General features: G+C 65.7%; 9 protein-coding genes and 1 pseudogene. 5 read left to right on the top strand and 5 right to left on the bottom strand.

What is annotated here, in order from left to right:
• Window positions 1–57 precede the first annotated feature (57 nt).
• Window positions 58–1,116 (bottom strand): NAD(P)-dependent alcohol dehydrogenase, encoded by a 1,059-nt coding sequence (locus ACYP33_RS00070; protein WP_414443420.1) that lies wholly within the window; start codon window positions 1,114–1,116, stop codon window positions 58–60.
• Between the two features lie 221 nt (window positions 1,117–1,337).
• Here ACYP33_RS00070 and ACYP33_RS00065 point away from each other — a divergent pair, with 221 nt between their 5' ends.
• A complete protein-coding gene (locus ACYP33_RS00065; RefSeq protein ID WP_459618861.1) occupies window positions 1,338–2,288 on the top strand; it encodes an AraC family transcriptional regulator in 951 nt (316 codons plus the stop codon).
• Window positions 2,289–2,526: 238 nt separating this feature from the next.
• Here the strand turns inward: ACYP33_RS00065 and ACYP33_RS00060 are convergent, their stop codons facing one another.
• From ACYP33_RS00060 to metX, 4 genes are read right to left on the bottom strand one after another with little or no spacing between them, the layout of a single operon-like run.
• Window positions 2,527–3,528, bottom strand: a complete 1,002-nt coding sequence (locus ACYP33_RS00060) for a M48 family metallopeptidase (protein WP_459618860.1) — start codon at window positions 3,526–3,528, stop codon at window positions 2,527–2,529.
• Entirely contained in the window at window positions 3,518–4,828 is a 1,311-nt protein-coding gene (locus ACYP33_RS00055; protein WP_414450727.1) for an AmpG family muropeptide MFS transporter, read from the bottom strand. Before ACYP33_RS00055 ends, ACYP33_RS00060 begins: the two co-directional genes overlap by 11 nt.
• 10 nt (window positions 4,829–4,838) lie before the next feature.
• Entirely contained in the window at window positions 4,839–5,453 is a 615-nt protein-coding gene (gene metW / locus ACYP33_RS00050; RefSeq protein ID WP_414450728.1) for a methionine biosynthesis protein MetW, read from the bottom strand.
• Window positions 5,450–6,595 (bottom strand): homoserine O-succinyltransferase MetX, encoded by a 1,146-nt coding sequence (metX, locus tag ACYP33_RS00045; RefSeq protein ID WP_414450729.1) that lies wholly within the window; start codon window positions 6,593–6,595, stop codon window positions 5,450–5,452. The genes metW and metX overlap by 4 nt, the downstream gene beginning before the upstream one ends.
• Window positions 6,596–7,106: 511 nt before the next feature.
• On the opposite strand from metX, the gene ACYP33_RS00040 reads away from it, so the two are divergent.
• From ACYP33_RS00040 to ACYP33_RS00025, 4 genes and pseudogenes are all read left to right on the top strand, one after another.
• The gene (locus ACYP33_RS00040) at window positions 7,107–8,132 is read left to right on the top strand and encodes an Ig-like domain-containing protein (protein WP_459618859.1); all 1,026 of its coding nucleotides are present in this window, start codon (window positions 7,107–7,109) and stop codon (window positions 8,130–8,132) included.
• Window positions 8,133–8,679: 547 nt separating this feature from the next.
• Window positions 8,680–10,746: an Ig-like domain-containing protein gene (locus tag ACYP33_RS00035; RefSeq protein ID WP_459618858.1), complete on the top strand. Its 2,067-nt coding sequence runs from the start codon at window positions 8,680–8,682 to the stop codon at window positions 10,744–10,746.
• Between the two features lie 508 nt (window positions 10,747–11,254).
• A pseudogene (locus ACYP33_RS00030) lies at window positions 11,255–12,091 on the top strand (Ig-like domain-containing protein); the annotation flags it as partial.
• Between the two features lie 279 nt (window positions 12,092–12,370).
• On the top strand, window positions 12,371–16,561 hold the full coding sequence (locus tag ACYP33_RS00025; RefSeq protein WP_459618862.1) for an Ig-like domain-containing protein: 4,191 nt from the start codon (window positions 12,371–12,373) through the stop codon (window positions 16,559–16,561).
• The last annotated feature ends 55 nt before the right edge of the window (window positions 16,562–16,616 follow it).

Below are 16,616 nucleotides of genomic sequence, written 5' to 3'. Positions count from 1 at the left end.
AAAAACGCCGCCGGGATCGCTCCCGGCGGCGTTTTTTCATCGGCGGTGCAGCAGCCTTTATGCAGCCGGCTGCAGCGAGGCGTTGTCGATCACGAAGCGGTACTTCACGTCGCTCTTGAGCATGCGCTCGTAGGCGGCGTTGATGTCCTGGATCTTGATCAGTTCGATGTCCGACACGATGCCGTGCTCGGCGCAGAAATCGAGCATTTCCTGCGTTTCGGCGATGCCGCCGATCAGCGAGCCGGCCAGGCGGCGGCGCTTCATGATCAGGTTGAACACCTGCGGCGACGGGTGATCGTGCTCCGGCGCACCGACCAGCGCCATCGTGCCGTCGCGCTTGAGCAGGTTCAGGAACGGGTTCAGGTCGTGGGTGGCCGCCACCGTGTTGACGATCAGGTCGAAGCTGTTCAGGTGCGCGTTCATTTGCGCCTCATCCTTCGAGATGACCACTTCGTGCGCGCCCAGGCGCTTGCCGTCTTCGATCTTCGACGGCGAGGTGGTGAACAGCACGACATGCGCGCCCATCGCACGGGCGATCTTCACGCCCATGTGGCCGAGGCCGCCCAGGCCGACGATGCCGACCTTCTTGCCGGGGCCGGCGCCCCAGGTGCGCAGCGGCGAGTAGGTGGTGATGCCGGCGCACAGCAGCGGCGCGGCGGCGGCCGGATCGAGCGATTCCGGCACGCGCAGCACGAACGCTTCGTCGACCACGATCTGCGACGAGTAGCCGCCGAACGTCAGGTCGCCGGTGACGCGGTCGTTGCCGTTGTAGGTGCCGACCCAGCCGTTTTCGCAATACTGCTCCAGGCCTTCGCCGCAGCTCGGGCAGGTGCGGCACGAATCGACCAGGCAGCCGACGCCGACCAGTTCACCGGTCTTGAAGCGCGTGACGTCCGGGCCGACGGCGCTCACGCGGCCGACGATTTCATGGCCGGGCACCACCGGGTAGACCGAGTTCTTCCATTCATTGCGGGCCTGATGCAGATCCGAGTGGCAGACGCCGCAGTACAGGATCTCGATCTGGACGTCGAGATCGCGCAGTTCACGGCGCTGGATTTCGGTGGCGGCGAGCGGGCTGGTCGCGCTCTGCGCCGCGTAGGCGTAAGTCGTGCTCATGGGAGGGCTCCTTACTGTTGAATTCGGAACGCTTCGCCCGGCTGCCGACGCGGCGGTCGGGTGCGAAACGGGTTCCCATACTAAGGATGCGGGGTGCCGGCCGATATACCTGAAGGTCTTGAAGCGTTGCCTAAACCTCTCGAATTGTGCGGGTGCAGCACGCAGTGGACGCCCGCAATGCTAGATTGCAAGCCTGATCCTATTGCGGCGGCGGATGGCTCATGAGCTTCGTACCCTTGATTCCGGATGGCGACCTGCGCGTGCAGCAGCGCATCATCGAACTGCTCGGCCAGCTCGCGCCGAGCGACGGCGTCACCGACGCGACGCTCGAAGGCGTGCGCTTCATGCGCGTCAGCACCACGCTGCCGCGCTGCCCGGTGCTGTACGAACCGAGCATCGTGATCGTCTGCCAGGGGCGCAAGGTCGGCTATGTCGGCGAGCGCACCTTCGTGTACGACGAGCGGCAGTATCTGGTGCTGTCGGTGCCGCTGCCGTTCGAGTGCGAAACCTATACGGCGCCGCACGGGCCGTTCCTGGCGATCACGGTGCGCATCGATCTGGGCGTGATCGCCGAGCTGGCGATGCTGCTGGAGGAAACCCACGGCGCGGCCGTCAGCGAGCCGGACAGCATCTGCTCGACGCCGCTCGACGCGCCGCTCGCCGACGCCGTGCTGCGCCTGCTCGAAGTGCTGCAATCGCCGCACGACACGCGCGTGCTCGGGCCGTCGATCATGCGCGAGATCGGCTACCGCGTGCTGACCGGCGAGCAGGGCGACGGGATTCGCGCGGCGCTGGCCCAGCAGCATCATTTCGGCCGGATCGCGAAGGCGCTGCGGCGCATTCATGTCGATCTCGGCGGCGAGCATTCGGTCGACGTGCTGGCGGCCGAGGCCGGCATGAGCGCGGCGGTGTTCCACGCGCATTTCCGGCGCGTGACGGGCACCTCGCCGATGCAGTACGTGAAGGCCACGCGCCTGCACCATGCACGGCTGATGATGGTGCAGCAGAACGTGAGCGCGAGCGTGGCGGCGGCGCGGGTCGGTTATGTCAGCGCGTCGCAGTTCAGCCGCGAATTCAAGCGGATGTTCGGCCGCAGCCCCGGCGACGAGGTGCGCTGGGTGCAGTCGGCCAACGGCGCGGTGGCGAGCGATGCGACGGCGGAGGTGGAGTGACGAGGCGGTGAGTGCGTGGTGACCGACGCTGCTTGAGGGCGGCGCCGATGCCGCGCGAGGCAGGGGCAAGAAGTGGGGTCGAAGCCTGGGTGGAAGCCTCGATGAAGCCGCACTCACACCGGCCAGGCGGCCCGCAACCGGGGCGCAAACCGGCCCTCAGCGCTGTTCTGAAACCGGCCGCATCGCACTGATGCCGGCGTAGGGGGCGGCAATAACCCGACCGGGGCCAAACCAGCCCTCAACGCCGCTCCGAAACCGGCCGCGCAGCACTGATGCCGGCATAGGACGGCAACAACCCGACCGGCTTGCCGATCGCCTTTGCATAGGTCGGCATCCAGTCGGCCAGCCGCTTGAGCAGATCCTGCCGGCGGTGCCTGCTGTACGGGTGCGCGTAGATGAACCCATGCTTGCGGTCGCCGCGCGTCGCGACGGCCAGCTTGTCCCATAGCGTGATGGCCGCGCGCGGATCGAAGCCCGCGCGCGCGGCGATGTCGCCGCCGATCACGTCGGCCTCGGTTTCGTCGGTCGCGCCGTAGCGCAGCGTGGCCAGCCGCTCGGCGATGTCGGGCTGCGCGGGCAGCGGCTCGGTCAGGCCGTACAGCGAGGAGATCGGGTTCGTGCCGAGCGTGGCCGGCACCTGCATGTCGCCCAGCCCTTCGCGTGCGTGCTCACGCAGCGCATGCGCGATTTCGTGCGCCACCAGCACGCCGAGTTCGTCGTCGTTCGGATGGAGCCGCGCCAGCAGCCCGCTGTCGACCAGCAGCTTGCCGCCCGGCAGGCAGACGATGCGGGTGGTGCGGGCGCGCACCACGTTCACTTCCCAGTGCCAGCCCTTCACGCGTTCGTTCCACTTCACCGCATACGGCGCGAGCCGGTCGACGTCGGCGCGCAGCCGTTTCACGCGCGGGTCGCCGGCCGGCACCAGCGTGCCGGCGCGCGCCGCGGCCTGCACCATCTGCTGGTATTGCGCGGCCGTGATCTGCTCGAGCATCGGTGACGACACCAGGTTGCGGAACGCGAACGCGTTGCCGTAATGCACGCTGCGTGGCGGCGGCGCGTAGGCCGCGACCGGGCCGCCCGCGTGGTTCGCGCCGTTGGCGGCGGCCACCGCGTTGGTGGTGGCATGCGTGCCGTGCACCGGCTCGCCGGCCGCGAACGCCTGCCCGGCCGCGCAGGCCAGCAGCGAGCCGGCCAGCAGCGCGCCGGCTCGCCCGAGCGCGGCCGCCAGTTCAGCTCGCACGGGCCGCTCCGCTCTGCCCGCCGCGCCACGGCGCAACCTTGAACAGCAGCAACATGCCCGGAATGCCGAGCGCCGCGCACACCAGGAAGTAATCGAGCCAGCCGATCTGCGCGACGATGAAGCCGCTCGACGCCGAGGCCAGCGTGCGAGGCACCGAGGCCAGGCTCGTGAACAACGCGAACTGCGTGGCCGTGTAGCGCGGATCGGTGGTGCTGGCGATATAGGCCGTGAAGGCGGCCAGCGTGAGGCCGGTCGAGAACGTTTCGAAGCCGTAGACGCCCGCCATCAGCACCGGATCGGGGCCGGCCTTGGCGAGCCACGCGAAACCGAGCGTCGAAACGATCTGAATCAAGCCGAAGATCCACAGCCCGCGCGCGATGCCGATCTTGACGAGCCAGACGCCGCCCAGGATGCCGCCGGCCAGGCTGGCCCAGAACGCGGTGGTCTTGGCGAGCACGCCGATCTGCGTCTTGTTGAAGCCGATATCGAGGAAGAACGAGGTCGACAGCGTGGTCGCCATCGTGTCGCCGAGCTTGAACAGGAAGATGAAGCCGAGCACCAGCAGCGCGTTGCGCCAGCCGCCGCGTTGCAGGAATTCGCTGAACGGCAGCACCACGGCTTCGCGCAGGTTCTTCGGCGGCGTGCCGCGCACTTCAGGCTCGCGCACGCACAGCGTCATCGCCATGCCCGGCAGCATGAACAGGGCCGTGACGATGAACACGAGGCTCCACGGCAGGTGATCGGAGAGGATCAGCGACAGCGAGCCGGGCACCAGCGCGGCGATCTTGTAGGCGTTGACGTGGACGGCATTGCCGAGCCCCTGTTCGGCATCGTGCAGCAGCTCGCGCCGGTAGGCGTCGATCACGATGTCCGAGCTGGCGCCGAAGAACGCCACCAGGGTGGCCAGCGCGGCCACGGTCCAGATCGAATCGCGCGGCGAGACGAAGCCGAGCGTGCCGATCGCCACCGCCACCAGCAATTGCGTGACCAGCATCCAGCCGCGTCGCCGCCCGGGCCGCCAACCCGGCAGGCGGGGCACGAAGCGGTCCATCAGCGGCGCCCAGAGGAACTTCCATGTGTAGGGGATCTGGATCAGCGCGAACAGGCCGATTTCCTTCAGGTTCACCCCTTCCGAGCGCAGCCACGCCTGCACCAGGTAGATCAGCGTAAACAGCGGCAGGCCCGAGGTGAAGCCGAGAAACACGCAGATCAGCGTTCGCCGGTTCAGGAACGCGCGCCAGCCGGGATGATCGTCGTGTGCGGCCAGCGCCGGCGTGTCGCGCTGCTCGGAAGATGTCATGAAAAGATCGTCAGAGTGGGGCTCGCTTGACGCGATAGACCGCAAGACTACCACGCCAGTTCGCGCCCCAGCGGACCGGCTGGCCGCCGTGCAGCACGGCCCGATCGAGGATCTCGACGCCCACTTCGGGCGCGAGCGCCTCGAAATCCTTGATCGTCAGCACCCGCACGTTCGGCGTGTTGTGCCACTGGTGCGGCAGCGATTTCGACACCGGCATGCGCCCGCGCAGCACCGACAGACGGTGCGCCCAGTAACCGAAATTCGGGAACGACACGATGCACTCGCGGCCCACGCGCACGGTTTCGCGCAGGATCGCGGCGGTCTGGTGGATGGTCTGCAAGGTCTGCGAGAGGATCGCGAAATCGAAGCTCTGATCCTCGAACAGGCGCAGCCCGTCTTCCAGGTTCTGCTGGATCACGTGCACGCCGTTCTTCACGCAGCCCAGCACGCCCGCATCGTTGATCTCGATGCCGTAGCCGCTCACTTCGAGTTCCTCCGCGAGCAGCGCCAGCAGCGACCCATCGGCGCAGCCGAGGTCGAGCACGGTGGAGCGCGGCTCGACCCAGCGCGCGATCGCGCGGAAGTCCGGCCGGGCCGAAAGCATCGTCAAGGCTTGCTGGTTCATGCGCCCACCTCCGCGGCAATTCGTTCGTAATAGGCGCGCACCACGTTGTGATAGCGCGGGTCGTCCAGCAGGAACGCGTCGTGCCCGTGCGGGGCGTCGATTTCCGCGTAGCTGACGTCGCGGCGGTTGTCGAGCAGCGCCTTGACCAGCTCGCGCGAGCGCGCCGGCGCGAACCGCCAGTCGGTCGAGAAGCTGGCCACCAGGTATTTCGCGGTGGTCTTCGCCAGCGCGGCGGTCAGGTTGCCCTCGAAGGCCTTGGCCGGATCGAAGTAGTCGAGCGCGCGCGTGATCAGCAGGTAGGTGTTCGCGTCGAAGTATTCGGCGAACTTGTCGCCCTGGTAGCGCAGGTACGACTCCACTTCGAATTCCACGTCGAAGTTGAAGTTGTAGGCGTCGAGCGCGCCGTCGACGCGGCGCAGCGCCCGGCCGAATTTCTCGGCCATGTCGTCGTCCGACAGGTACGTGATGTGGCCGATCATGCGCGCCACGCGCAGGCCGCGACGCGGAATCACGTTGTGTGCGTAGTAGTTGCCGCCGTGGAAATCGGGATCGGAGAGGATCGCCGAGCGCGCCACCTCGTTGAACGCGATGTTCTGCGCCGAGAGCTTCGGCGTCGAGGCGATCACCATGCAGTGCGCGACACGATCCGGGTACATCAGGCTCCAGGCCAGCGCCTGCATGCCGCCGAGGCTGCCGCCCATCACCGCGGCGAAGCGCTCGATGCCGAACGCATCGGCCAGGCGTGCCTGCGCGTTGACCCAATCCTCCACCGTCACCACCGGGAAGCGCGCGCCGTATTGCGTGCCGGAGGACGGATCGACGCTCATCGGGCCGGTCGAGCCGAAGCACGAGCCGAGGTTGTTCACGCCGATCACGAAGAAGCGGTTGGTGTCGAGCGGTTTGCCGGGGCCGACCATGTTGTCCCACCAGCCGGTGCTGCGCGGATCGTCCGCGTACAGCCCCGCGACGTGGTGCGAGGCGTTGAGCGCGTGACACACGAGCACCGCGTTCGAGCGCGCGGCGTTCAGTTCGCCGTAGGTCTCGACGACAAGCTGATAGTTGCCGAGCACGCTGCCGCTCTGGAGCCGCAGCGGTTCGGCGAAATGCATGGTCTGTGGAGCGACGATGCCGATCGATTCCATTCGTTCCGCCTTATGACTGGGCGGCTAAATGGCGTCGGCGAAGCGCGGAGTGAAAGATGCGCGGCTGACGACCTCTTTAGCCGCATTTGTAATGAACCCGCGGCCTGGTGGCTGGGGTTCGCGCGCCCGCAATCGAGTCAGCAAATCGGCGCGTCATTCGAGTGTTCCGTGCTTGCCCCGCTGTCGCGGCGACAAGTGGCCGCAAGTATAGCGGATTTCGCTAGGAACCATCGGCCGGCCCCGGTGCGCGGCCAAGTTGGTTTGTCGAACGCAATGTTGGACTCAGGTCAAGCAACGGGCGCGTCCAGTCGGGGTGCGGGGATCGAGCGTCTGTACATTACGCAGCGCCTTTCCCGCGGATGAGGCGCCGGGGCCCTCCCTATCGGAGTTCGGCGCATGCGGCATCGATACGCATGGTCGCCGTGCGCGATGGTCCGAATCCTTTCTCCGTACCGTTGATCCCGGGCTCGTCGAGCCGTTCCGCTTCGATTCGCGCGAAAGGGTGCGCGCTATGCGATCGCAGTTGGGTGCGCAGCGTTGGATCGTCACCGAAATCCGTTTCAGAGAGGTTCAGATCATGGCAAATCAATCAGCATTCAAGCGGCCGTCACGCCCGACCATCGACACCGTGACCGACAACGTGGAACCCCACACCGGGGTGATCGATCCGGCCGGGTTGACCAACGACCCGCGCCCGGTGTTGAGCGGGCACGGCGACGCCGGCTCGATCATCCATGTTCGCGTCGACAGTTTCGAAGTGGGGATCGTCGAGGTCGGCGCGGGCGGAACGTGGACGTATCAATTGCCGCAGCCGCTGCCGGACGGTTTGTTCCGACTGTCGGCCCGGGCGAGCAATGCGGGCATGCTGAGCGTACCGTCGCAGCCGTACATGATCGAGGTCGACGTGACCCCACCGTCGGCGCCGACCATCGATCACGCGTCGGCCGACAGTGCCGCGACGCTGTCCGGTCGTGCGGAGCCGTATTCGAAGGTCGAGGTGTATGCGGACAAGACCTTGCTCGGCACTGTGACGACCGGCACCGACAGCCGATGGACATTCCCGCTGCCGGACGGCATCGCGGCCGGCCACCACGCGTTGACGGCCACTGCCACGGATTCCGCGGGCAATGTGAGCCAATCGTCGGCGAGCTTCGACTACGCCGTCGGGTCGGCGCAGTCGGCCGCCCACGCGGTGGTGGACGAAGCGGAGCGCGACAGCGGGGAGCATCCCGATGATCGGCCGATCGACGACGGCACGGCGGCACGGCCGACCAGCGGATCGTCGATCGCGCCGACGATCGACTCGGGTGACAACACGACGAAGCTGTCGTTGGCGGACGTGCTGAGCACCAGCCATCAGGAGGAACTGTTCCGAACGGATGGCGGTACGCAGGTGCGCGGCATGCCGGAGCCCGCGTCGGAGAGCAACGAAGGGCGGCCCATGTCCCACGATGTCGGCTACACCGGCTCTCACAACGCGGTGCAGGATGTCGACCTGATGGTCCAGGCCGCCATGCAAACCACGCACATGGCCTAATCGCTCGACGCGCTGCATGGCGCAACAGGGGCTCGGTCTTCGCGAATGCGTAAACCGAGCCCCTGTCGTTTTATGCGGGCGAATGCCGCGTTGAAGCCGCCGGCGTCGAATGCCTCGTCGGCGCAACGAGTCGTCACGCCGTGCGCATGATCGTTACCGCCATGCAAATCGGGGATAGAAGCCAATCACCGAGCGAGTCGGCTCGTGAAACGCGATGCTCGATTCAGGTCAAGCGGCGGCGGTGTCCAGTCTGGCTGCATGGGCCGCACGTCAATACATTGCGAATCTCTTCGTTTTGCCGATCAACATTAATTGACCCATGTCAGGGTTCGGTGCGCGCGCCGCCGGTACGCATGTGCGCCATGCGTAAGGATCTGGGTTCTTTCCTCCAAACAGCGACCCCGAGCTCGTCGAGCCGTTCCGCCTCGATTTGCGCGACAGGCAGCACCGCTGCACAACTGCAGTTGTGCAGCGGCCTTGGATCTTCACCGAAATCCGTTTCAGAGAGGTTCAGATGATGGCAAATCAATCAGCAGTCCAGCGGCAGTTGCACCCCACCATCGACACGGTGATCGACAACGTCGAGCCGCATGCCGGCGTGATCGGCCAGGCCGGGCTGACGAACGATCCGCGCCCGGTATTGAGCGGGCGCGGCGAGGTTGGCTCGATCATCCACGTTCGCGTCGAAGGCAACGAAGTGGGCACCGTCAAGGTCGCACCGAACGGCAAGTGGACGTATCAATTGCCGGAGCCGCTGTCGGACGGCTTGTGCCGTCTGTCGGTTCGGGCCAGCAATTCGTCCGGGTTGAGCATGCCGTCGGAGGCGTACATGATCGAGGTCGACACGACCGCGCCGCCGCCGCCGACCATCCATCAAGCGTCGTCCGGCAGCGCCCCGACGCTGTCCGGCCAGGCGGAGCCCTATTCGACGGTCAACGTGTATGACGGCAAGACCTTGCTCGGCACCGCGACGACAGGCGCCGACAGCCAATGGACGTTATCGCTGCCGTCTGGCATGGCGGTCGGCCACCATGCGTTGACGGCCACCGCCAGGGATCCCGCGGGCAATGCGAGCGAATTGTCGGCGAGCTTCGACTGCACGGTGGAGGGCAGCATTTCCGAGAATTTCGACTCGTTGCCGGCAGAAATATATTTGCACTTCGCCGGCCAGCACACGTCCACGCGCTATTTCGATGTGACCCGTCTGGATTCTCCCGGGCTCAATGCCGTCATCTTGCATGAGGGCTTGTTGACCGGGGCAAATGTCGCGATGCCGGGCGTCCCTGTCAGCGAGCGCCCGCCCACACGCGCACTGGCGATAACCGACAGGGTGCGGCTGGATCTGCATGACGGGCGGTCTGCCACGCGTATGTCGTTCGACCTGGGCGACGTGACGACGAACGAGGTGGTCAAGCTGTATTTCTACGACAAGAGCGGCAACCTGATTTACACGTCCCCGGGGTACACGGCCGAAGGCGGCCTGCATCAGCGAATCGATATCGACGTCGGCAAGGAATTCACGCGCGTCGAAATCAACGAGGAATGGCGGTCGGACAACATGACCATGAACTGGGTGGACAACATCGTCTTCTCCGGTACGGAGGTCGGCCCGAGCGATCGCCCCTTGCTCTCCGATCAGCCGGACCCGCAAGCGCTCGCCAGTCATGTCGCGGACGCCGGCGAAAACGGCGCGACGGTATTCACCGTGGGCGATGTCGCCCATTTTTCCGGCGCTGGCGCGGGGGCGCATGGCGGTGTGGGCAACGACGCACTGCAACTGACGAGTGTGAATCAGGTGCTCGATGTCACTGCGTTGAACCGTGGCGCGACCGACACGATCAGCGGTATCGAGATGATCGACCCGACCGGCACGGGCGACAACACGTTGCGCATGTCGATGGGCGACATGCTGAATCTCGGCCACCCGGATGCATTCCGCCAGGATGGCTATTCGCAGATGCGGGTGGCGGGCAACGCGGGCGACCGCGTGGAGTTGGCCGGCATTCCCGATCTGGCGGCCGGCGGTTGGGATGGCGCGGGCAATTTCGTGATCGGCGGCGAACCGTATGCCGTCTACCGGAACGACACGCTGAAGGCCGAGCTGTTCGTGCGCGATGGCGTCGAGGCGAACAGCGGTTCGTCGATCGTGCCGGTGATCGACCCGGTCGAGCGGAACGCATCCCCGGGCGTGACGGATGCCGGCGGCCCGGCGCTGAAGTCGGCCGAGTTCACGTTCGATTTTGACGGCACGATCGGCGGCACGAAGGCATCGACGCGGTCGATCGCCGCGTTGTTGGACGGGATGGATCACAACGAAAGCGACGGGGGTTTCCATGTCGATCACGGAGCCGGCGACAACACGCCGAAACTGTCGTTGGCGGATCTGCTGAATCCAAGCCATCCGGATCTGTTTCGAGCGGATGGCGGCGCGCAGGTCGCGGTGAAGCTTGGCGCGAGCGACGACGCACAGGTGCCCGGCATGCCGGAACTCGCGTCGGGGAGCAACGAATGGCGGCCGGTGCCTGACGGTGTTGGCTGCACCGGCGCTCACAACGCCGCGCAGGATGTGGACCTGATGGTGCATGCCGCGATGCAAACCACGGCCATGGCCTAACTGCTCGACGCGCCGCATGGCGCAACTAGGGCTCGGTCTTTGCGAATGCTCAGACCGAGCCCTTGTCGTTTTATGCGGGCGAATGCCGTGAAGTCGCTGGCTTCGAGCGTCCGTCGGCCCGGCGAGCCGTCATGTTGTACGCGTGATCGTCCCCGCAATGCAAGTTGGGGTCGAAGTAAATTGCCGAATCCATTGAGTCATAAAGCGCAATGCTCGATTCAGGTCAAGCAACGGTCGTGTCTGATCTGGATGCATACGTCATACGCCTGTACATTACAAATGTCTTTCGTTCTACCAATGAAGATCGATTGATCCATGTCAGGATTCGGCGCACGCGCCGTCGTTACGCATGGCCGCTACGCGTAACCACTTGAATCCTTCCTTCCAAACTGCGATCCCAGGTTCGTCGAACCGTTCCGCCTCGATTTGCGCCACAAGCGTGTCGCTGTGCGATTCGGCACGCGCCCGCGGATCTTCATCGAAACTCGTTTCAGAGATGTTTTAGATCATGGCAAATCAACCTGCAGTCAAGAAACCATCCCGCCCAACCATCGACACCGTGACCGGCAACGTCGGGCCGCATGCCGGTGCGATCGATCCCGCCGGCCTGACCAACGACCCGTGCCCGGTGTTGAGCGGCCACGGCGACGTCGGCGCCATCATCCACGTCCGCGTCGACGGCGAAGAAGTCGGTACGGCCGAGGTCGGCCCGGATGGCACGTGGACGTATCAATTGGCGCAGCCGCTGCCCGAAGGCCAATGCAGCCTGTCGGTGCGGGCGAGCAATTCGGCCGGGCAGAGCGTGCCGTCGAAGGCGTACAAGATCGAGGTGGATGTCACCCCGCCGTCATCGCCGGTCATCGATCACGTGTCGCTCGACAGCCCTGCGACGCTGTCCGGCCATGCGGAACCGCATTCGACGGTCGACGTGTATGACGGCAAGACCTTGCTCGGCACCGCGACGGCCGGCGCCGATGGCCAATGGACCTTCCCGCTGCCGGACGACATGGCGGACGGCAAGCACGTGCTGACGGCCACGGCGAGCGATCTCGCGGGCAATGCGAGCGAGGCGTCGTCGAGCTTCAACTACGTTGTCGGGCAGCCGATCGCACACGCGGTGGTAGACCAAGCCGGGCGCGACAACGGGGAGCATCAGAATGATTTTCTGACCAACGACGGCACGGCGGGCCGGCTGATCAGCGGTCACATCGAGGGGGCGATCGGCGCGGACAACCGGGTCCAGGTCTCGACCGATGGCGGGCGCACGTGGCAAGACGCGCAGATGAAGGCGAACGGCGAGTGGGTGGCGATCGATCCGAATGCGCACACCGGCAATTGGACGATCCAGACGCGCGTGGTGAACGCTGCAGGCGAGCAAGGCGAGGAGGACAGCACGTCGGTCACGCTGAGGGCCGCGACGACGATGCCGACCGATGTGTCGTTCGATAGCGACGCGGGCAAGATGACGGTGAAATTTTCCCCGGAGCAGCTCGCGCCGGGTTCGAAGCTGTCGCTGATGATCGACGGCCACCTGTCCGAACACGTGCTGAGCGCGTCGGAGCTTGCCTCGGGCGTGGCGACGTTCGATGCGCCGGTAACGGACGCGAAGCAGGTGGTGGCGGCCGTGGTCGATGCGGCCGGCAATATCTCGCCGTATCACGGAGTCGAGCGCGTCACGACGGAAGGCAGCTTCTCCGAGAATTTCGATTCGCTCACGAGTTCCGAGTTTTTCCACAAAGCGTCGGATAGCGTGTCCCTGCGCTATTTCGACGTGACCCGTCTCGAGTCGACTTACTGCAGGTGGCCTGAGGGCTTGGTGACGAATGCCGATCTCTTGAAGTCGGGTTTCCGTCCGAATGATGCACCGACCACGCGCGTACTGTCGATAACCGGCAGGGTAGCGCTGGACCTGCATGACGGGGTATCTGCCACACGTATGTCGTTCGAGCTGGGAAACGTGCTGGATACCCAGAGCGTCAAGCTGTATTTCTACGACAAGAATGGCAACCTGATTTTCACGTCTCCCGAATACACGTCTGCCGGCGGCCTGCATCAGAAGATCGATATCGATGTCGGCAAGGAATTTGCGAGAGTCGAAATCAGCCAGGAAGGGCCGTCGTCCTTGAGCCCGATGAGCTGGGTGGACGACATCGTCTTCACCGGCCCCGTCGCTAAGGATGATCGCCCCGTGACGATCGATCCGGCGGCCGAGCAGGCGCTGATCGGTGATGCGGCGCACTACGGCAGCAGCGGCGGCACGGTATTCACCGTGGCCGATGTCGGCTATTTCTCGGGTGCCGGAGCGGGTGCGCATGGCGGTGCTGGCGTCGACACGCTGAAGCTGACGGGCGCGAATCAGGTGCTCGACGTCACGGCGCTGAACAGCGGCGCGACCGACAAGCTCAGCGGTATCGAGGTGATCGACCTGACCGGCACGGGCGACAACACGTTGCGCATGTCGATGGCCGACGTGCTGAATCTCGGCCACCCGGATGCGTTCCGCCAGGACGGCTACTCGCAGATGCGGGTGACGGGCGACGCGGGCGACCGGGTGGAGCTGGCCGGCATTCCCGATCTGGCGGCGGGCGGCTGGGCCAATGCAGGCACTTTCGTGATCGGCGGCGAACAGTATGTCGTCTACCGGAACGATGCGCTGAAGGCCGAATTGTTCGTGCGCGAGGGCGTCGAGGTAAGCAGCGGGTCGTCGATCGTGCCGGTGATCGACGCGGTCGAGCAGAGCGGATCGCCGAGCGTGTCGGGACACGCGGCTGCGCACGCGCAGGTGACGGTCTACGACGGCACTACCGCGATCGGGACGGTCACGGCGGGCGCGGACGGCACGTGGTCGCTGGCGCTGCCCGGCGGCATGCAGCCGGGGGCGCATGCGCTGACGGCGAGCGTGACGGATGCCGGCGGCCTGGCGCTGAAGTCAGCCGACTTCACGTTCGATGTGGCAGGCGAGACGGCACCCGTGCCTGGCGACCCTGAGGTGCCCTCGGCTCCCGAGGTCCCCGAAGTGCCCGGGAATCCCGGCGGCCAGAAGCAGGATAAACCGCCGTCGCGCCCGACCATCGACACGGTGACGGACAACGTCGAGCCGCATACCGGCCCGATCGGCCAGGCCGGGTTGACCAACGACCCGCGCCCGGTGCTGAGCGGGCACGGCGAAGCCGGCTCGATCATCCACGTCCGCGTCGACAACAACGAAGTGGGCACCGTCAGGGTCGGCTCGAACGGAATATGGACGTATCAACTGCCGGAGCCGCTTCCGGACGGCCTGGCCCGTCTGTCGGTGCGGGCGAGCAATTCGGCCGGGCAGAGCATGCCCTCGAAGGCGTACATCATCGAGGTCGACGTGACCCCGCCGCCGCCGCCGACCATCGATCACGCATCGTCCGGCACCCCGGCCACGCTGTCCGGCCATGCAGAGCCGTACTCGACGATCGACGTGTACGACGGCAAGACCTTCCTCGGCACCGTGACGACCGGCGCCGACAGCCAATGGACGCTCTCGCTGCCGGAAGGCATGTCGGTCGGCAATCACACGTTGACCGCCACGTCCCGCGACCCGGCGGGCAATGTGAGCCAATCGTCGGCGAACTTCGACTTCGTCGTCGAGCCCGAGGTGCCGACCGCCCACGCGGTGGTGGACGATGCGGGGCGCGACAGCGGCATATCTCACGGCGATTGGCTGACCAACGACGGCACGGCGGGCCGGCTGATCGGCGGACACATCGAGGGTGTGCTCGGCGCGCACGACCGGGTGCAAATCTCGACCGACGGCGGGCGTACGTGGCAAGACGCGCTGATGAAATCGAACGGCAAGTGGGTGGCGGTCGATCCGAATGCACACACCGGCAACTGGACGATCCAGACGCGCGTGGTGAACGACGCCGGCAAGCAGGGCGAGCAGGACAGCACGGCGGTCACGCTGAAGGACTCGACGGCGATGCCGTTCGACGTGTCGGTCAATCACGACTACGGGTCGGTGACGGTGAGATTCTCCCCGGAGCAAGTCGCAGCCGACTGGAAGCTGTCGCTGATGATCGACGGCCGCCTGTACGAACACGTTCTGAGCCAGCAGGAGGTTGCCTCGGGCATGGCGAGCTTCTATGCGCCGGTGACGGGCGCGAAGCAGGTGGTGGCGGCCATGGTCGATACGGCCGGGAATATCTCGGCGTATCGGGGTACCGAGCACTTCAAATCGGAAGGCACCATTTCCGAGAACTTCGAGTCGTTGTCGAGTGACTCATATCTATACAGGCAGGGGGCTACGGCGTCCACGCGCTATTTCGACGTGACCTGTCTCGACGTGCTTAGCGGCGTTTGGCGGCAGGGTTTGTTGACGGGTAGAGATGTGGCTGGGTGGGACGGCGCCGTTATTACCGAGGTGCCGACCTCGCGTGTGCTGGCGATAACCGGCAGGGTGCGGCTCGACCTGAAAGATGGGATGTCTGCCACGCGCATGTCGTTCGACCTGGGCGACATGACGACGCAGGAGGTCGTCAAGCTGTATTTCTATGACAAGAATGGCAACCTGATTTTCACGTCGCGCGAATACACGGCAGCAGGCGGCGTGCATCAGTACGTCGATATCGATGTCGGCAGGGAATTTGCGCGCGTCGAAATCAACAATGAATGGCGATCGGCCGACGACGGCATGAACTGGGTGGACAACATTGTTTTCACCGGCTCCTTCGGTACGAGTGATCGCCCCGTGACTCGCGATCCACTGACCTGGCAAGCGCTCACCGGTGATATGGCGTACTACGGCGGAAGCCAGGATACGGTATTCAACCTGGGCGATGTCGGCTATTTCTCGGGCGCCAACGCGGGTGCGCATGGCGGTGTGGGCAACGACACACTGCGACTGACGGGCGCCAATCAGGTGCTCGACATCACGGCGTTGAACAGCGGCGCGACCGACAAGATCAGCGGTATCGAGGTGATCGACATCACCGGCTCGGGCGACAACACGTTGCGCATGTCGATGGCCGACGTGCTGAACCTCGGCCACCCGGATGCGTTCCGTCAGGATGGCTACTCGCAGATGCGGGTGACGGGCAACGCGGGCGACCGGGTGGAGCTGGCCGGCATCCCCGATCTGGCAGCCGGCGGTTGGGCCAGTGCAGGCAATTTCGTGATCGGCGGCGAGCAGTATGTCGTCTACCGGAACGACGCGCTGAAGGCCGAACTGTTCGTGCGCGATGGCGTTGCGTTGAGCAGCGGGTCGTCGGTCGTGCCGGCGATCGATTCGGTGGTGCTGAACGGATCGCCGAGCGTGTCGGGACACGCGGCCGCGCAGGCACAGGTAACCGTCTACGACGGCGATACCTCGATCGGGACGGCCACGGCGCGCGCGGACGGCACATGGACGCTGGCGCTGCCCAGCGGCATGCAGCCGGGGGCGCATGCGCTGACGGCGAGCGTGACGGATGCCGGCGGCCTGGCGCTGAAGTCGGCGGAGTTCCCGTTCGATTTTGGCGGCACGATCAGCCATCCGGCGCCATCGTCGCGGTCGCTCGCGGGGTTGTTCGACGGGATGAATCACGATGCGAGCGACAGTACCCATGCCGATCACGGTGCGGGCGACGCCACGCCGAAGCTGTCGTTGGCGGACGTGTTGAGCACCAGCCATCAGGAACTGTTCCGGACGGATGGCGGTACGCAGGTGCGCGGCACGCCGGAACTTGCGGCCGCGAGCAACGAAGGGCGGCCGGTGCCTGACGGTGCCGGCCACACCGGCGCTCACAACGCTGCGCAGGATGTGGACCTGATGATGCAGGCCGCCATGCAAACCACGCTCATGCCATAAGCGCTCGACGCGCCGCATGAGGCAACCGGGCCCGGTCTTCGCATTCGCGAAGACC

The sequence above is a fragment of the Burkholderia sp. 3C genome, from assembly GCF_054589155.1.
This window is presented reverse-complemented; position numbering and strand designations above follow the sequence as displayed.